The sequence below is a fragment of the Sediminicola luteus genome, assembly GCF_002514735.1.
GTDB lineage: Bacteria > Bacteroidota > Bacteroidia > Flavobacteriales > Flavobacteriaceae > HQA918.
This window is the reverse complement of sequence record NZ_NBWU01000004.1, coordinates 646,612-665,152: the sequence shown is the minus strand read 5'-3', so window position 1 is coordinate 665,152 and position 18,541 is coordinate 646,612. Positions and strand designations below refer to the sequence as shown.

The window sequence follows — 18,541 nt, the reverse complement described above, 5'->3', positions numbered from 1 at the left end:
AAAATTTAATTACTTGTGTCCGGTAGACACGGTGTTCTTAAGGCTCCTCGACTGCGCTCGGAGTGACAAAATACATTGCTTCAGGTTTTTGCCTGAGCGCCTTTATTTTGCTTAAACTCTCAATCTATAGCTGTATCGCCCGAATTCGGGCATTCATATGTGTTATCGGGACCAATGGTTATTTTTCCTTCGGCCAGTAGTTCTTTTAAAGCTTCCAATATTTCCATTGGGTCATGAGGTAGGCCATTGATCAGTTCCCTAGAACTACATTTTCGTTTTGATAATACCGCTATAATTTGGTCGGTAATCGCTAGCGAATCTGTTGGAACGGGAGCTTCTTTTAGACAATGATCGCAATGCCCACATTTTTGGGGTTCGGTTTCCCCAAAGTATTGTAATATATATTGTTGTCTACAATCTTTCTTTAGGTTAATGTACTTCAGCATGGCCTGAAGTTTTCCCATTTTAAGTTGTTGCTGGGTCTTAATGATCTTGGCAAAGGGGTTTATGGTGCGTTCGTCTTCCCTAGGGCAGAGAAAGGTAATTTCGGCATCGCGGTGTTTGGCGGTGTATTCGATTAATCCGTCTTGGGCCAATTGTGTTAATTGAGCGGCTACTTTTTCTTCAGAGTACCCTAGTTTTTTACTTAATCTATAGGTGTCTACCTTGGTCTCGTATTCCCAAATACCCCCATAAGTGCGTAACACCGTTTGAATTAATCCACTTTGGGCACGATGGGTATCTAAATACGGGGCCAATTCGTTTTTGGGGCAGATAAAGCGCACCAAACTGTGGGTGCTGAACTGCTCATCGAGCCGCAGTACACCGTATTGATCCAAGATGCGCAGGGCATTGTACGTAATGCCGGCCCCGGTTTGGTACTGATGGCAAAAGGCCAAAAAACGAAAGCGTTGGACTTCCAAGGGGAGTTCGCCATACCCGATTTGAAAATAGTTGTTCAGGTTCCGATAAACCTGTTTTATAAAGGCGATACTCGGTAATTGATGTTTAAAACGTTCTAAGGTATGTTGTGTATCGTCTGGCCCCAACAATAAAATCGCTTGTGCTGGTAAACCGTCCCTTCCGGCCCTACCGGCTTCTTGGTAGTAGGCCTCAATACTTTCGGGAGGTTGGTAATGTATTACCAATCGCACATCGGCCTTGTCTATACCCATACCGAAGGCATTCGTAGCCACCATAACAGAGGCCTGTTCGTGTACCCAAGCCTGTAAGCGTTTTTCCTTTTCACCTGCCGATAGTCCGCCATGGAAAAACAGGGCCTTAATACCTTTGTTGTTCAGGAGTTGGGCCAACTCTTCCGAACGTTTTCGAGACCTTACATAAACGATGCAACTACCTTGTGCCTTTTGACAGAGGTCTACCAACCGTTGGGGTTTGTCCTCTTGTTCATAGACTCCAAAACGGATGTTATCGCGTTTAAAGGAATCTTTGGAGATAAAGGGGTTGATCAGCTCTAAATTAGCGACGATATCGTCTTGGGTCTTTTGGGTAGCCGTGGCGGTTAGGGCCATAACCGGGGCATTCGGGGCCAGTTGGCGTAACAGGGCACAGTCTAGATAGGCCGGTCTAAAATCGTGGCCCCATTCCGAGATACAGTGGGCCTCATCGATGGCAATGAGGTTCACATCCATTTCGCGGATGCGTTCTTGAACCACTTCTTGCTGTAACCGTTCTGGGGAAAGGTACAGGAATTTGAATCCGCCAAATTGGGCATTATCGAGCAGATCGAGTAGTTCTTCGAATGGGATGCCTCCGGTCAGAGCCATGGCCTTAATGCCTTTTCGTTTTAATTCGTTTACTTGGTCTTTGATCAAGGCCACCAAAGGCGAGACTACGATACACAACCCATTTTGGGCCAAAGCCGGTATTTGATAACAGACCGATTTTCCTCCTCCGGTAGGCATAAGTACCAGAGCATCGCGGCCTTCCATGGCTTTTTCAATAATAGCTTCTTGAGACCCCCTAAAAGTGGTGTGCCCCCAATACTTTTCGAGAAGTTGGATAGGGGACAACTGCACTATTTTAGGTTTAAATGATCAATGACAAAGGCGGCCCTTTCGGCTATGCTTCCAAAGGGTACCACAATGGGTTGGTACTCGTATTGGGCATAGGTGTTCTCTAAATAGGTGTGGATTCTTAAAGCCTCCTCGAAATTTTCGTAACGCTCATTGTCAGAGGTGTAGATCTCTTTCCAGGGCAATAGCATAAAAACGATATCGTAGCGATAATCGGTACAGGGTTGGGTAAAACTTTGATTGTAGTTTTCGTTCGCAAAATCCATATAAGCGACCACGTCCGGTATACCCCGATCGTAAAAGACCAAGGCCTCGTTCATGTCTTTGGCTGCTTCGAACTGTTTGATCCTGCCTTGTAACAAACGCTCACTAAAAAGGGTAGGGTGGCTAACGAACAATTGTTGTATACCTTCTTCCCGAGCGGCCAGGGTTACTTCGCGAGAAACTTCATGGAAACAGGGGTAACCTTGTTCTTCCAAGGCCTTTATCAAGGAGGTTTTACCCGTACTTGGCCCTCCAATCAATAATATTCTTTTGGTATCCAAAAACAGTGTCTTAAAATGCAAAGAAATAAAACATAAGTGAGAAAATAGACCCTATCGCTATAATGATGTTAACCGAACTACTACGAGACCTTACTTAAGAACCTTGCTCGACATGTATTATAGACCTATAAGACCTATCTTTGCCAAAAAGAATTTGACATATGGATCCAAAGAAAGCGGAGGAATTTTACAGTAGGTTAAAAGAGCAATTGGAGCAAGATACCAATTGGCCAGCACCCTATCTATACAAATTCATCGTGCCTACTGATACCGCCAAGATCCAACAGATCGAGGATATCTTTAATAATATGGGCGCGGTAATCAACTCTAAGCAAAGTAAAAAGGGTACCTATACCTCGGTTTCCATAAATGTACGTATGCCCAATCCGGCCAAAGTAATCGAAAAATATATAGAGGTAAGTGCCGTAGAAGGGGTTATCTCCCTCTAAGAGACTATTTTGTAATGTGTGATTGGAATTTTTATAGGCGGTTTTTGATGCTTTATAAGGCAAAATTTTTTAGCATAGCTGGGCTACGGTTTAAAATTTTAACGAAATAAGGCTCAAACCTGCCGGCCGGCAGGCAGGAAGAGGCATAAAAAAACAATTGACATATTTCAAAACAGTCTCTAAAATGGTCAGAAGCCATAATTTTATTACCTTGCAATCGTTCATAGAACAACTTCCATTTCGTTTTTTAGTTACCTAAACCCTTTATATTGGATCAAATAGAAAAATTGGAATACAATACAGAGCGTTCCAAACTCATTATACCTGAATATGGCCGACACGTTCAAAAGTTGGTCGACCATGCCCTGCAGATTGAAGATGATGCCGAGCGTAACAAAATAGCCCGTGCCATTATCAGCGTTATGGGTAATTTACAACCGCATCTGCGCGATGTACCCGATTTCCAGCATAAGCTTTGGGATCAGTTGTTCATTATGTCGGAATTTAAACTGAATGTAGAATCACCGTATGAGGTGCCTACCGAGGAAATGTTCAGTAAGCGTCCCGACCCTTTAGATTACCCACAAAGCTTTCCCAAGTATCGTTTTTACGGTAACAACATCAAACGTATGATCGATGTGGCGGTAAGTTGGGATAAAGGCGATATGCGCGACGGTTTGGAGTATGCCATTGCCAACCACATGAAAAAATGCTACCTGAACTGGAATAAGGATTCCGTAGAAGATAGTGTGATATTTAATCATTTGTTAGAGTTGAGTGACGGTCGTATCGATATGGCCGTAAAGGGCGAAGATCTTACCGAAAGTGGCCAGTTCTTGAAAAATAGGGTGTCGAAATCGAACAACCCGCGAAGCAATGGCCGTAAAGGACAACACCGCAATAACCGAAACAAAAAGAGGTACTAACCATACTTTTTACAACCTGAATGGGAACATTTAAAATTGAAGGTGGTCATCAACTCCATGGAGCGATAACCCCACAGGGGGCCAAAAACGAGGCCCTCCAGATTCTTTGTGCCGTTTTGTTGACCGACGAAGCCGTAACGATACACAATATCCCGGATATTGTAGATGTAAATAAACTGATACTGCTTTTGGAAGACCTAGGGGTCAAGATCCAAAAGAAAGGAAAAGGTTCTTATACGTTTAAGGCTGATGATGTAAATACAGGGTATTTGCAATCGGAACAGTTCAAAAAAGACGGTGGGGGCCTTAGAGGATCCATTATGCTGGTAGGACCTTTATTGGCACGTTTTGGTATGGGATATATTCCTAAACCCGGAGGCGATAAGATCGGAAGACGCCGATTGGATACCCATTTTGAAGGTTTCGTGAAATTGGGCGCTACCTTCCGTTATAACCGTGAAGAACATTTTTACGGGGTAGAGGCCAAAGAGCTCAAAGGTACCTATATGCTTCTCGATGAAGCCTCGGTAACCGGCACGGCCAATATTCTAATGGCCGCCGTCTTGGCCAAGGGCACCACCACCATTTACAATGCCGCTTGTGAACCCTATCTGCAACAACTTTGCAAAATGCTGAACCGCATGGGGGCCAAAATACAAGGGGTAGGCTCTAACTTATTGACCATTGAAGGGGTCGAAAAATTAGGCGGAACCGAACATACCATGTTGCCCGATATGATCGAGATCGGTAGTTGGATCGGTCTAGCTGCCATGACCCGAAGTGAGCTTACCATTAAAAACGTGAGTTGGGAAAATCTGGGGGTGATCCCTTCCGTATTCCGGAAATTGGGCATTACCTTGGAACAAAAAGGCGATGATATCTTTATTCCCAAGCATGAAGATGGCTATGAGATCCAGAATTATATCGATGGTTCCATTTTAACCATAGCCGATGCGCCTTGGCCAGGTTTAACCCCCGATTTATTAAGTATTATCTTGGTTATGGCCACACAGGCTAGGGGAGAGGTGCTTATACACCAAAAAATGTTCGAAAGCCGCTTGTTCTTTGTAGATAAGCTGATCGATATGGGGGCCAAGATCATTTTGTGCGATCCGCATAGGGCCACGGTAATCGGTCACGATTTTAAATCGCAGCTAAAGGCTACCACTATGGTATCGCCCGATATTCGCGCGGGAATCTCGTTGTTGATTGCCGCACTTTCTGCCAAAGGTACTTCTACCATCCACAATATCGAACAGATCGATCGTGGGTATGAAAATATCGAAGAACGACTAAAGGCCATCGGAGCCAAGATCGTTAGACTTTAAGCTTTTAAACCTGACAGGTTTGGTTTTTGAAACCTGTCAGGTTAATTTCCTTTCCGTTTAGGGCCATTATCGTATAGGCCTGATCTTTTTTGATAAAGGTTTCTCCGGTTGATTTGAATCCGAACTTTTCGTAAAACCGCTGTTTATGGGTTCTAGCATTGCACCAGATCTGCCGGGCCATCATGTGTCTAGCGTGTTGAAGCATATGTTTCAGCAATAGACTACCATAGCCGTTGCCTTGATGCTCCGGTAAGGTGGCAAATTTCCGGAATTGAAAAACACCCGAACCTCTGTCAAATAAGGAAACCACACTGATTAATTCTCCGTCGATCAAGAGCCCAAAATGCATTCCTTTGGGGTCTTCCGGTAATTTGATATAGGAAAAATCAGCTTCCGGCCACATGGCGATATGGCGTATGGGCCATACTTGTTCGGCACTTACCAGTTTTACTTCAATGCTATTATTCACCATCAATAGGTGGCGGGCCATCGGGTACTATGGCTTTATAGACCTCGTCTCCCTTACGCTCTAAATACTCGGCCTTTATTTCTTGGACCGTTTTCGGGTTCTCGAACAAATCTACCATGGTCATGCCCATGGCTTTGGCGGCGTAGACCATGCCTTTATGGCCTATACTCATACCACCACAGGCTACTACGGCCCAAGAATGCCAAGGGGTGTCGGCAGGGGCTGTGGTTACGCCTAGATTGATGTTGGCCACGTTCCAGCTCACATCGCCCACATCGGTAGAACCACCACCGGGGTGCTCTCGTGTTTCTTCCAAAGGACTAATGGTGCTATTCATACCTATTTGGGGTTTGCCGGTAACTTCCTGTATTTTTTTTCCAAAGGCGATTTCTTCCGGGGTATAGGTGATACCACCCAACAATTCTAGGTTTTTCTGCATAACGGCACCCCCTGACCGGTTGGGCAATACTTCATAGATACCAGAAATCAACGATATCTTATAATCTACATTGGCCATAATGGCGGCACCTTCGGCCATCGCCTTGATACGTTCGTAAACCGGCATCATGCCACTTCGTTTGGTATCGCGAACCCGTACCCATAAACGGCTGTAATCGGGAACCACGTTTACCACTTGTCCGCCATCTTGTATATGGTAATGGATACGTACGGTGGGTTTTACATGCTCTCTATAATAGTTGATTCCGGTGGTGTACAATTCCAACGCATCGGAGGCCGATCGACCGTTCCAAGGGTCTGCCGAGGCATGCGCGGCCTGTCCGAAAAACTCGACCTTAAAATCTACCAGGGCCAATGAACTCTGTACATCGGCTTTTATAGAGGCACTGGGGTGCCAACTGATGTTCACATCTACATCGTCCCAGAGTCCGTCGCGAACCATCCAGATCTTACCGAAGAATTTCTCCTCGCTAGGGGTACCCAAAAACTTTACGGTGCCTTTGACCTTTCCGGCTTCAATCAATTCTTTGATGGCTACGGCAGAACCTAAAGCGGCCGCTCCGAACATATTGTGTCCGCAACCATGCCCCGCCGCACCTTCGTGTAAAGGCTCTTTGGTAGGCAAGGCCTTTTGCGAAATTCCGGGTAGGGCATCGAATTCGCCCAAAACACTGATTACGGGTTTGCCCGATCCGTAGGTGGCCGTAAAGGCCGTGGGCATACCGGCTACCCCTCTTTCTACGGTCATACCTTGGGCTTCGGCATAATCGGCCAGGATCTTTGATGAGGCATGTTCTTCGAATGCGGTCTCGGCCAAGGCCCAAATGGAGTCACTTATTTTGATCAATTCCGCCTTGTGTTTTTCCACAGAAGCCATTACGGCTTTTTTGTTTTTCGTTAGTTTCTGACTATAACCTAGGCCAGCTACCAAGAAAAAAACGAATACTAATTTTTTCATTGCGTTGGATTATTTGAGAGTTAGCTAGTGGAGCAAACACGTACCCCTCCCGTAGTTGGTCACTACGGATTTGTAAAGATTCCTATTTACTCAGACGGCACTAAATATACAAATTAGAACCCTAGTATTAAAGTGAGGTCGTTTAGGTGGGATTAGTCACAACATTTGGGGCCTTTGGCCCATTTACAGGTAAACACGGCAAAGATGGCACCTAAAGTAGGGGCCAATAGGTAAATCCAAAGGTCGTGATAATGGCCCGATACGAGATTCGGACCTAATGAGCGGGCCGGATTCATAGAGGCATTGGTCATGGGGCCGGCGAAAAGGGCTTCCAACATTACCACCCCACCAATGGCCAAACCGGCCATGGCCCCGACTTCCTTGGATCCTGTAGACACGTTGATAATAGTAACCATTAAAAAGAAAGTGAGTAAGAATTCCAAGATAAAAGTGCTTCCCGGTGAAAAATAAGGGTCTACCGACGGGTGGGTGCCCCCTAACCACTCACTGGCCGGAAATAGTAACCAAAGGGTGGTACTCGCCAATAGGGCCCCAACGGATTGGGACAATACATAGGGTGGCACATTTTTCCAATCAAATTTTTTGGCTACAGCAAAGGCTACCGTTACGGCCGGGTTCATATGGGCACCACTGATTTCGCCAAAGGCATAGATCATGGCCAAAACCACAAATCCCCACACCAAACAAACCCCCACATGGGTAACAGATCCCCCGGTTACTTCATTGACTACCATAGCACCGGTGCCACAAAAAACGAGAATATAGGTGCTTAAAAACTCGGAAAATAGTTGATTCGGACGTACGGTCATAAGTTTGGTCGTGGGTCTGGTCCCATTTAGTTAGTTGCTGGACAAATCTAATCTTTTATCGGTACATTGCGATGATTTGTTGAAGTAATTTAAATTATCTTACCCATCTATTTTTCATCCTCAAGATGTTCTTAAAACTGGTTTACATAGGGTTGTTTTTTTCCATGGTATCCCTCAGTGCCCAAATTCAAGTAAAACGTTTGGGTATACTACCCGAGGCATTGAAAGAGACCTCAGGACTGGCAATTTATAACGATTCATTGATTAGTCATAACGATTCTGGAGGCGCTCCAAGCCTTTATGTTATGGATAGTTTGGGAATGCAAATTGGGCGCAGTATAGTTATAGAAAATGCCGAAAATGTTGATTGGGAAGATTTAGCCCAAGACCAAGATTTTCTGTATATCGGGGATATAGGTAATAATACCGGTAGCAGAAAGCAATTGACCATTTATAGGGTGCCATTGGTTGCTTTGGAAAGTAATAAAGTTACCGCCGAAAGCATACGGTTTACCTATCCGGATCAACCCGAAAACGAAACGGGACAAAGCGATTGGGACGCCGAAGCCCTAGTAGTTAAGGGCGATTCGCTAGTAGTTTTTACAAAGCGCTGGAAGTCCATGGATACGCGTGCCTATACCATTCCCAAAATTCCCGGTGAATTTACGGCCCGGCAGGTGGCCACTTTCCCTGTTAACGGATTGGTGACCAGTGCAGATTATTCTACGGAAAACGGACTGGTTCTCTTGGGGTATTCCGATACCCTAGCGCCTTTTTTGCTGTGGCAAAAAAGTAATACCGAATCCTTGTTTGGGACCGAAAGTGTAAAATCGACCCTTTCGGTTTCCTATGGACAAATGGAAGCTTTGGTAGGTGGTATAGCCGCACATTACTATCTCTCTTCGGAATATTTCGAAAGGCAGACCCCGAGTGTATTACTCTGGAATGATTTGTTTCGTGCAACCATACCCTTCGAAAAAACACCTGAAGAATCGACCGGGGCAGCAGTTGCCGATGAAATAATATTATTTGGCGCCGAGAATGGGCTTTTAGGCTATCGATTTACAGGGAAATCAAAGATGCTAACGGCTTCTATTTTTGATGGTACGGGTAAATTGGTTGTGCCTTTTACCCGTTTAGATACCAAGGAGGGTGCGTGGGACTTATCAGTTTTGCCAAGCGGAATTTATTATATGGTCGTACAAACCCCCGATGGTTATAGTGTTAAAGCCTTTCCTTGGGCTGGTTGATTTCCATACGTTATTTTTTGATTTTCTTAACATTACTTCTCCGTATTTTTGTGGAAAACCCTAAAACAAACACAATGAAGAAGTTTTTAATGGCATGTATGGCCGTATTGGTTGCCCAGTTCGGTTTTGCCCAGTTAATCGATGCCCCGCAGCCTAGTCCGGCTGCTAAAATAGAGCAGAAAGTAGGCCTTACCGATGTAACCGTAGAGTATTCGCGTCCGTCAATGAAAGGTCGTGCCATCTATGGCGATTTGGTGCCTTATGGTCGCAGATGGCGAACCGGTGCAAACAAAAATACCATAGTAACCTTTAGTGACGATGTTAAAGTGGGAGGTAAAGATTTAAAAGCGGGTAGCTATGCGATTTTTACCGAGCCAGGCGAGGCCGTTTGGAAGGTGTATTTCTATAGCGATACCAATAATTGGGGTACGCCAAGGAATTGGGACCCAAGTAAGGTGGGTGCTATCGTAAATGGTAAGGTGGAGACTATGCCCATGGATATCGAAACCTTTACTATGACCATCGACGATTTGCACAACAACGGGGCTACCTTGGGTATCCTTTGGGAAAAAACCTATGTGGCTATTCCTTTCGAGGTGCCAACCGATGCCAAGACTACTAAAAGTATCGATGCCGTAATGAACGGACCATCTGGGGGCGATTATTATTCTGCCGCCTCTTACTATTTCGAATCGGGTAAAGACTTGAACAAAGCTAAAGAGTGGATTGCCAAAGCAGTCGAAATGAACCCGGATGCTTTTTGGGTACAACGCAGACAATCGTTGATTTTGGCCAAGATGGGCGATAAAAAAGGTGCTATCGAAGCCGCCAAAGGTTCTTTGGCCAAGGCCAAGGCTGCCGGAAACGCCGACTATGTTAAAATGAACGAAGACTCCATTAAAGAATGGGGTGGCATGTAAGCCCAAGTTTCAACATAAATTTGAAGAGCCCCCTCCGTAACGGAAGGGGCTTTTTTGATTGATATACTTTGGAACGCAAAAATCTACCAATGACCTATTTTAACTACCTTTGCCGAAAGTAGACCATTTATGATCTTATCCATGACGGGTTTTGGGAAGCATGTACTACAATTGCCCTCCAAAAAGATTACCATAGAAATCAAATCCCTCAACAGTAAAAACCTCGACCTTAACGCACGTATTCCTTCTGCATATAGGGAAAAAGAGCTGGAAATGCGAAAAATGATCGCCAATGCCATGGTACGGGGTAAAGTCGACTTTTCACTCTATCTCGAGTTCACGGGAGACGATGCACCTACTTCGGTCAATAGCGGGGTAGTGCGTAGGTATATGGCCCAATTGGCCGATATTTCGGCAGGTGAGGAGCTTAAGTTGATGGAAATGGCCCTGCGTTTACCCGATGCGACCAAAACCGATCGCGAAGAATTGGATCCGAAAGAATATGTAGCCATCAAAGAAAGTCTGCAGGCAGCCTTGGCCGAGATTATCGATTTCAGAACTTCGGAGGGGGCCGTATTGGAAGCCGATTTCAAAAAACGGATCCATAATTTAAAAGATTTGCTGGCCCAAGTGGTGACCATGGATCCCGAGCGTAGTACTTCTTTACGTGAGCGCTTGGAAAAAGCCGTTGCCGACCTTAAGACCGAGGTAGATGCGAATCGTTTTGAACAGGAAATGATCTATTACTTGGAGAAATATGACATTACCGAAGAAAAGGTGCGTTTGGCCAACCATTTAGACTATTTTTCGACCACTTTGGCTACGGCGGACTCCAACGGAAAAAAGTTGGGTTTTATCTGTCAGGAAATAGGTCGCGAGATCAATACTATCGGTTCCAAGGCGAATTATGCCCCTATGCAGCAATTGGTGGTCCAAATGAAGGATGAGTTGGAAAAGATCAAGGAACAGATGTTAAACGTATTGTAATGGCAGGAGGCAAGCTGATTATATTTTCCGCCCCATCCGGAAGCGGTAAAACCACTATAGTAAGACATTTATTAAAACAACCTGAGCTGAACCTAGCCTTTTCCGTGTCGGCTACTACCCGGGCGAGTAGAGGAGAAGAGGTCGATGGGCAACATTATTACTTCTTGTCGCTCGATACCTTTAAAAACCACATTAAAAGCGACGATTTTTTAGAGTGGGAAGAAGTATATCGCGATTGTTTCTATGGTACCTTAAAATCGGAGGTAGAGCGCCTTTGGGCCGAAGGTAAAAACGTGATTTTCGATATCGATGTGGTGGGTGGATTACGGATCAAAAAGAAATTCCCCAAAGAGACCTTGGCGGTTTTTGTAAAACCCCCTTCGGTAGACGAATTGAAGATTAGGTTAAAAAAACGGAGTACCGAAAGTGAGGACAAGATCAATATGCGGGTGGCTAAGGCTTCGGTAGAATTGGCTACGGCACCCCAGTTCGATACCATAATCAAAAACTACGACTTGGACGTAGCCTTAAAGGAGGCCGAACAATTGGTCGCCGATTTTATTGCTAAAGAATAGGGTGTAATGAAAAGAATCGGACTCTATTTCGGCACCTTCAACCCCATTCATATTGGGCATTTGGCCATAGCCAACCATATGGTAGAGTTTACCGATCTCGATGAAGTATGGTTCGTGGTTACCCCGCGTAGTCCGTTTAAACAAAAAAAGAGTTTACTGGCCGATAACCACCGCTACCAATTGGTATATGAGGCGATTAAAGACTACCCGAAACTGTTGGTGTCCGATATCGAGTTTAAACTGAAACAACCGAATTATACCGTAGATACCTTAATCCATTTGCTTGAAAAATACCCAGGCCACAGTTTTTCTTTGCTGATGGGCGAAGACAACCTAAAAGGGTTTCACAAGTGGAAAAACTATGAGGTAATCTTAGAGCATCATGAGGTGTATATGTATCCGCGCATTTCGGAGGGCGCAATAGCCCACCGATTTGAAGGCCATCCAAAAATACATCAGGTGAATGCCCCTATTATGGAAATTTCGGCCACTTTTATCCGGAAGCATCACGCATTGGGCAAGAATATCCGCCCACTGATCCCCACTGGTGCTTGGGAATATATGGATGAGATGAATTTTTACCGGAATTGACCGTTACTCATTCACATTAAAAAGGGTCACCGTATAGCTGTATTCTTTCGTTTCCCCGTTTACTTGTACATTGCTAATGGTTACGGTATAAGGGATGTCACCTGTGATATCGGTTTCCAAATCCTGGGGAATGAATACGATGGTTGGGTCTCCGAAACCATCTACCAGTTCCTCTACGGTCAGTGCGAATTCTTGATTGCGGGCATTGGTCACCTTTACCTGGGCTTCCGAAAAATCGGCCTGGGCCACAGAGAATGACCAACGTTCAAAAACCAAGTGACTGGGAACATACCCTTTTGGCGGCCAGGCAATGAATTCTGGGGCGTTATCGGGTACAGGGCCGTAATTGCCCAATACCCAAAGGGCGTTGCTCTGACTGGTATTCCCGATCCCGATTTCGGTAAGCCTGGGGAATAACAACCATCTTCTATGGCCCACGGGTCCATTATTGGCACCCCGATCACGAATATAGGCGTCTACGGCCTCGGCATTATGGGCGGTGGTCAATAAAGAGTTTCCGGCTCCGGTCTTACCATCTTCCGAATAACATTTCCAATCGGAACCCGGGTTATGGTCCAAACGATTGTTGGCTGCCATTAAATAGGCGGTTTGCTGGGCAATGCTACTTTTTTGGGTGTTTTCGGTAATGGTATTTTCCAAACCGACCATATTTCGGTAGTAAGATACGCGTTGTAATATTTTATGACGTGTAAGATCTGCGGTTTGTCCGGCATTACAATCGTCGAAATTGCCCGACCAGCTCGGGTCGGCATTTTGTGTAGTGGAAGTAACGTATAAACTTTGGTACAGCTGCTTGGCAGCGATCCTTTCCGGGTTGTCTTCGTCTACAACTCCTTCAGTGTCGGACAAAGGACCTTCTGGCCCATCGTCTTTACTACAACCGAGAGGTAGTAAAATAACTCCAATGAATAGGACTAACCAAAAACGGTAACTGGTGTTAAGTAGGCGCATGGTGGCGTTTTAAGATTGGGTACATCTGTATAACGCCAAGGGGGTGAAAACCGTGTAAAATAAAGGTAGTTTACTGTTATTTTAACATTTTGGTTGCGTTAGACGGTAAAAACACACGTTTCACCGATGTTTTTATACAAAAGGTTATTGAGTATCCATGCTTGAATCCAGGTCGATTACTTACTCAAAACATCGGTACCCAAAAATTTATCGTCCTTGTTGTAATACCATTTTCGGGTTTTGGGCATATGTATCCCGTTTATGGTTTCCATACCTTCCAATAGAATGTATTCCCCATCGTTTTTAGACTCATCGTGATAGAATTGATAGGTCTCCATTGCAAAGGTCTTGGGGTCGAAATAAAAATACCAGGTATCTTTGCCCACCTCGGCATCATAGGTGGCCTTAAGTACCCAGTATTCCTTTCCTTTAAAGGTCTTTTTGGTCACTTTTGGATCAATATGGGTGCCCTTGTCTTTTAATTTCATAGGTAAGCCGTATAAATAGGTGTAGTAGTCTTTCATCATACGCCCACGGTCGCAGGTTAAACGCAATGAATCCTTGGTGGCTTGGGCAACATCCGCGGAACCGTTTAGCCTGGTTTTGCAAGCATCACCATTGATTTCGTAATCTAGTTCATTGCCGTTTTGTTTCACCTTAAGCGCGAACAACTGCTTTTGGAAATCCATGGAAATGGCACTGACCCGTTTCGGACGGCTCGGGGTCTCCATGGTTACCGTAAAATCGGCTTTAAAATGTTCCCATTTTCCATCCGGGTCGTGAAAGGCAATGGATTTATCCAAGAGTTGGGTGCCGCTAAGGTTTTGGGCCAAGCTGGATTGGATGATAGCAACACAGCTGATAAGCAATACTATTTTTTTCATATCATTTGGGGTTTAGGCGTTTACCGGTGGTTTTTTCAGGGTCTTGTCGAATACTTCAAAAACGGAAGCCAAAATGATGACCAAGGCACAACCGAAAGCGTTGAGCCATAGGTACGACATCCAATCGTTATACCAGCCGATGATTACGATGATCTGGGTGAAAATGGCCGCTACAAAAACGGCATTGCCTTTAATGAACTTAAAGAAAAAGGCCAATAGGAAAATACCCAATACGTTACCGTAGAAAATAGAGCCAATAATATTCACCAGTTGGATCAAATTATCGAAAAGATTGGCCACACAGGCGATGCCAATAGCTACCAGACCCCAAAGTAGGGTAAAGGCCTTAGACACCTGAACTTCTTTTTCTGGTGTAAGGTTGGCCGTATTCCGTTTATAAAGATCCAAGGCACTGATGGTTCCCAGGGCATTTAGTTCGGAAGCCGTAGACGACATGGCCGCCGAAAGTATGACCGCCAAAAGCAAGCCTATAAGACCGGTAGGCAGATAATGTAGTATAAAATGGATAAAGACATAATCTTTGTCATTGGTCTCGGCCGAACTATCGGCCTTTTTGATCAAGGCCTTGGCGGCATCCCTATTCTGTTGCTCTTTTTCATGAACCTTGGCGATATTGCGCTTGGCCTGTTCTATGGAAGTATACTCCTTGGTCTCCAAAGCGGACACAAAACGGTTTTGAGCTGTTTTCTTCTCGACTTCTATGGCCTGATGCGCCTGTTCCAACAAGGCATAATCTTGGGCGTATTCCGAGCTTTTTACAGCGGCGGTGGCCGAGGGGTTAAAGTTTAGTGGTGACGAATTGTACTGAAAGAAAACGAATACGGCTATACCCACGAACAATATAAAGAACTGCATGGGTACTTTGAGGATACCGTTGAAGATCAAGCCCAATTGGCTTTCTCGTACCGATTTGCCGGAGAGATAACGCTGTACCTGACTTTGATCGGTACCAAAATAAGAGAGCATTAAAAAAAAGCCTCCGGTAATACCGCTCCAAAAGGTATATCGACTATCGGTATCGAAGGTAAAATCGAGAATGTTCAACTTATCGGTGGCCGCGGCGATCTTTAACACTTTGTCCAAACCGATATCCTGAGGTAAAAATCCAAGGATAAAAAAGAAGGCCACGAACATACCGCCCATAATAATGAACATCTGCTGCTTTTGGGTTACGTTTACCGCCTTGGTCCCGCCAGAAACCGTATAGATAATAACCAGTACCCCGATAATAATGTTCAATACGGTCAAATCCCAGCCCAAGATGGCCGATAGTATGATCGACGGGGCATAAATGGTGATACCGGCTGCCAATCCTCTTTGGATCAAGAACAAAATAGCGGCCAGGGTACGGGTCTTGAGGTCGAAGCGTTTTTCGAGGAATTCATAGGCCGTATACACCTTAAGTTTATGATAAATGGGAATAAAGACCATACAAATGACCACCATGGCCATAGGTAGGCCAAAGTAGAATTGTACAAAGCCCATTCCGTCGTGGTAGGCTTGGCCCGGGGTCGATAAAAAGGTTATGGCACTGGCTTGGGTCGCCATGACCGACAAGCCGATCGTCCACCATTTGGCCTCTTTGCCGCCCAACACATAGTCCGATACATTTTTACTGCCTCGGGTTTTATATAAACCATAGGCTACGATAAACAATAGGGTGCCGCCCAGAATAATCCAATCTGCAATCTCCATGATTATTTATTAGCGGTCATTAGTATATAAAAAGCCAGTATATACAGGGCATTCAGTACCAATACCCAGGTATACGTTTTTTTCCAGATGAGTTTATCGTTCATGGTTTTATTGGTTTTGTGTGGGTCTGGTGGCGATCAGGTTGGCGAATAGTTTATAGGCACCGGCCACACCGGCAGGTAGTTCCCTAAAGAAACTTAATCCGGTATAGATGTATTGGCCTTTACCGTATTCGGCTACCAAAAGACTTCCTGTTTTTTCGGTTTCCCCGGCATCTTTCATACCTAATAAAGGGGTGTATTCGGCACTCCACTCGTTCGGAAAATAGAGTCCGCGTTCTTGTACCCAGCCTTCAAAGTCGGCAGCACTAATTTTATTCGGATAGTTTAGCAGGGGGTGTTTGGCATCCAGAATACGTACTTGTGCCGTTTCGTCGGTAACCCGATCCCGCGAAAGTTGTAAGGGGTAAGGGGCAAAATCTTTTAGTGCGGCCGCCCTACGGCTAACCGTATTGTACTGCACTACCAAATTACCTCCTTGGGCCACATAGTCCATAAGCAGCTCTTTTTTAAAGGCAAGGTCTTTATGCACGTTATAGGCACGTATTCCCAAGACTACGGCATCATAGGCCTGTAACTGTTCGCTGTTTAAACTAGCGATATCCAAAAGGTCAACCGTATAGCCAATCTGTTCCAAACTTGTAAGAACATCGTCTCCGGCCCCCATGATATAGCCAATACGTTCGCCACTTTTCTTAATGTTCAAACGAACGGCCTTGGCCTTAGAGGGTAGCAATACCGATTGTTTGGGAATGTGGGCGTAATCTATGGGAATCAATTCTTGATCGTAGGTTTTGCCATTGACCTCTAACTGGGGCGAGATCCATAATTCGCTCTGGTTGGAAGGTGGGGTCAGGGTAAAGGAATAGGTCTTTTGGTCGCCTTTTCTTTCAATGTTTATGGGTAAGGAGGCCGGTGTACTTTGCCAGCCGGCTCCTAGTTTGAGGCGAAGACTGCCGCTAAGATTATTTTTTCCGGCATTAACGGTTACCGGAATCTCATGTGGTTTGCCATCGGCGAACAACATGACTTTGTTAGCAATGCTGGCCGTGGCCGGAGGTAAAATCTGGAAGGGCTCATAGATTTCCCCTTTTTCCGGAAGGGCATAGCGATATACCATGGGTTTGGCAATACTTATAGGGATTCCTGCAATCTCCAAATCGAAACGTACGAAGAATTTTCTCGGGGTTTCCGGCAAGCCGATCAATTCGGTATTGGATACGGTGTACATACCTAAACCAATGTCTTCCAAAAGCCAATAGGGTGCAGTATAGGTAGCATCGGTTGGTACTTTGAATTCCATATCCCGAGTTTCTTTTTTATTGTTTTTTAAGGTGATATTCGGGTATTCTTGATATCCATCGGGTATAATTTCAATTTCCTTAATGGTTAGTGGTACCCCACTACGGTTAAGCATTTCTAAACTCACCTTGCCCGTTTCACCCGGGGCAATAGCGGCTTGGTCGGTACGTGCTTCTAAAAACAATCCGGCACAAGCTTCTATGATTTTTTCAATTTCAGCGGTCTTTCGGGCCTTCCAATGGGCGTCTTCCAAACCTTGGATCAGGCTGTAGGCTTCCATCAGTTGTGGTAAATGGGTCGATGGGTCGGCATAATTGAAATCGGTTTCCACGGCTTTAAGGATCTTACCGATGGCAGCCCCGCCTTTTACCCGCTTCCAAGAGGTGTCTATACCGTCGAACAGGTCGGTTTTGTCTTGCGGGAGGTCGCCTTTGATCAATTCCACCCACTCGTCTTGGCTACCACGGGTGGTAACTCTACCAAAACCTTGACAGAGGTGTTGGCTACTGGCCACGGAGGCGATTTCGTTGTTCGAAAGCCCCAGTTCGGGGTAGTAGGTGCCGATATCCACTTGCATCAAATTCGTTTTATCGGCCTTGGCAAAATTCTCTTGGGAACCATAAAACCACCAAGAGGTATTGAAAAACATACGTTTAGGCTGCCAGGTGTCCAATGCCGTCAATTGCTCTGGATAGCTTATTGGGTCGTTGGCCAAGTCAAAGGCTTCCACACTGAGCATGGCCGATGAGGTATGGTGGCCATGGGTAGTACCCGGGGTCCTATGATCGAAGCGGTTGATGATGATATCGGGTTTTAACAAACGAATGGTGCGTACCACATCGGACAACACCAAATCTTTGTCCCAGATTTTTAGGGTTTCGTCCGGATGCTTGGAATAACCAAAATCGTTGGCCCTGCTAAAGCGTTGTTCGCCCCCGTCTACCGACCGTGCGGCCAAGAGCTCTTGGGTACGCAGTACGCCCAAAAGTTCGCGCAGTTCGGTGCCGATTAGGTTTTGTCCGCCGTCGCCCCGGGTCAGGGATAGGTAGACCGTATTGGCTTTTACCGCATTATCGAGGTAAGAGATCAGGCGGGTATTTTCGTCATCGGGGTGTGCGGCCACATAAAGGGCGGTCCCCAAAAAGTTCAATTTCTGTAATTCGTGATGTATTTCGGTGGCCGATAAAGGCTTAGGGGCTTGGGCCCAACTCGGGGCCATACCTGCGATGGCCAAGAACAGCCAAAGGGCAATATTACGCATGTAATAATGGTTTTAGGGTATTTC

General features: G+C 45.4%; 17 protein-coding genes. 8 read left to right on the top strand and 9 right to left on the bottom strand.

What is annotated here, in order from left to right; translation table 11 throughout:
• Window positions 1–119: 119 nt before the first annotated feature.
• Both B7P33_RS15250 and B7P33_RS15245 read right to left on the bottom strand, forming a co-directional pair.
• Window positions 120–2,039, bottom strand: coding sequence for a RecQ family ATP-dependent DNA helicase (locus B7P33_RS15250; protein ID WP_097442926.1), 1,920 nt, complete (start codon window positions 2,037–2,039; stop codon window positions 120–122).
• Window positions 2,039–2,581 (bottom strand): AAA family ATPase, encoded by a 543-nt coding sequence (locus B7P33_RS15245; protein ID WP_097442922.1) that lies wholly within the window; start codon window positions 2,579–2,581, stop codon window positions 2,039–2,041. The genes B7P33_RS15250 and B7P33_RS15245 overlap by 1 nt, the downstream gene beginning before the upstream one ends.
• A 161-nt stretch (window positions 2,582–2,742) precedes the next feature.
• Between B7P33_RS15245 and B7P33_RS15240 the strand changes: the two genes are divergently transcribed.
• The 3 genes from B7P33_RS15240 (at window position 2,743) to murA (ending at window position 5,284) form a co-directional block, all read left to right on the top strand.
• Complete coding sequence (locus B7P33_RS15240) at window positions 2,743–3,030, top strand: DUF493 family protein (RefSeq protein ID WP_097442920.1); 288 nt, start codon at window positions 2,743–2,745, stop codon at window positions 3,028–3,030.
• Between the two features lie 269 nt (window positions 3,031–3,299).
• Window positions 3,300–3,956, top strand: coding sequence for a DUF4290 domain-containing protein (locus B7P33_RS15235; protein ID WP_097442918.1), 657 nt, complete (start codon window positions 3,300–3,302; stop codon window positions 3,954–3,956).
• Window positions 3,957–3,976: 20 nt separating this feature from the next.
• Window positions 3,977–5,284 carry a UDP-N-acetylglucosamine 1-carboxyvinyltransferase gene (murA, locus tag B7P33_RS15230; protein ID WP_097442916.1) on the top strand — a complete coding sequence of 436 codons (1,308 nt, stop codon included), beginning with the start codon at window positions 3,977–3,979 and terminating at the stop codon, window positions 5,282–5,284.
• A gap of 4 nt (window positions 5,285–5,288) precedes the next feature.
• On the opposite strand, the gene B7P33_RS15225 is transcribed toward murA, so the two are convergent.
• From B7P33_RS15225 to B7P33_RS15215, 3 genes are all read right to left on the bottom strand, one after another.
• Complete coding sequence (locus B7P33_RS15225; RefSeq protein ID WP_245871811.1) at window positions 5,289–5,774, bottom strand: GNAT family N-acetyltransferase; 486 nt, start codon at window positions 5,772–5,774, stop codon at window positions 5,289–5,291.
• Entirely contained in the window at window positions 5,746–7,170 is a 1,425-nt protein-coding gene (locus B7P33_RS15220; RefSeq protein ID WP_097442913.1) for an amidohydrolase, read from the bottom strand. The genes B7P33_RS15225 and B7P33_RS15220 overlap by 29 nt, the downstream gene beginning before the upstream one ends.
• Before the next feature lie 152 nt (window positions 7,171–7,322).
• On the bottom strand, window positions 7,323–8,000 hold the full coding sequence (locus B7P33_RS15215) for an MIP/aquaporin family protein (RefSeq protein ID WP_097442911.1): 678 nt from the start codon (window positions 7,998–8,000) through the stop codon (window positions 7,323–7,325).
• A gap of 125 nt (window positions 8,001–8,125) precedes the next feature.
• On the opposite strand from B7P33_RS15215, the gene B7P33_RS15210 reads away from it, so the two are divergent.
• From B7P33_RS15210 to nadD, 5 genes are all read left to right on the top strand, one after another.
• Window positions 8,126–9,250 (top strand): T9SS type A sorting domain-containing protein, encoded by a 1,125-nt coding sequence (locus tag B7P33_RS15210; protein ID WP_097442909.1) that lies wholly within the window; start codon window positions 8,126–8,128, stop codon window positions 9,248–9,250.
• 74 nt (window positions 9,251–9,324) lie between these two features.
• Window positions 9,325–10,170: a DUF2911 domain-containing protein gene (locus B7P33_RS15205; protein ID WP_097442908.1), complete on the top strand. Its 846-nt coding sequence runs from the start codon at window positions 9,325–9,327 to the stop codon at window positions 10,168–10,170.
• Window positions 10,171–10,299: 129 nt separating this feature from the next.
• Window positions 10,300–11,157, top strand: a complete 858-nt coding sequence (locus B7P33_RS15200; RefSeq protein WP_097442906.1) for a YicC/YloC family endoribonuclease — start codon at window positions 10,300–10,302, stop codon at window positions 11,155–11,157.
• A complete protein-coding gene (gmk, locus tag B7P33_RS15195; RefSeq protein ID WP_097442904.1) occupies window positions 11,157–11,732 on the top strand; it encodes a guanylate kinase in 576 nt (191 codons plus the stop codon). The genes B7P33_RS15200 and gmk overlap by 1 nt, the downstream gene beginning before the upstream one ends.
• Window positions 11,733–11,738: 6 nt before the next feature.
• Complete coding sequence (gene nadD / locus B7P33_RS15190; protein WP_097442903.1) at window positions 11,739–12,323, top strand: nicotinate (nicotinamide) nucleotide adenylyltransferase; 585 nt, start codon at window positions 11,739–11,741, stop codon at window positions 12,321–12,323.
• A 3-nt stretch (window positions 12,324–12,326) separates the two neighbouring features.
• Here the strand turns inward: nadD and B7P33_RS15185 are convergent, their stop codons facing one another.
• The 4 genes from B7P33_RS15185 to B7P33_RS15170 all read right to left on the bottom strand — a co-directional run bounded on the left by B7P33_RS15185 (window position 12,327) and on the right by B7P33_RS15170 (window position 18,517).
• Window positions 12,327–13,295: a CAP domain-containing protein gene (locus tag B7P33_RS15185; RefSeq protein WP_097442901.1), complete on the bottom strand. Its 969-nt coding sequence runs from the start codon at window positions 13,293–13,295 to the stop codon at window positions 12,327–12,329.
• A gap of 176 nt (window positions 13,296–13,471) precedes the next feature.
• Window positions 13,472–14,179, bottom strand: a complete 708-nt coding sequence (locus tag B7P33_RS15180) for a DUF6503 family protein (protein WP_097442899.1) — start codon at window positions 14,177–14,179, stop codon at window positions 13,472–13,474.
• 12 nt (window positions 14,180–14,191) lie between these two features.
• Window positions 14,192–15,895 (bottom strand): sodium:solute symporter family protein, encoded by a 1,704-nt coding sequence (locus B7P33_RS15175; protein WP_097442897.1) that lies wholly within the window; start codon window positions 15,893–15,895, stop codon window positions 14,192–14,194.
• Between the two features lie 108 nt (window positions 15,896–16,003).
• Entirely contained in the window at window positions 16,004–18,517 is a 2,514-nt protein-coding gene (locus B7P33_RS15170) for a PIG-L family deacetylase (RefSeq protein ID WP_097442896.1), read from the bottom strand.
• Window positions 18,518–18,541: the final 24 nt, after the last annotated feature.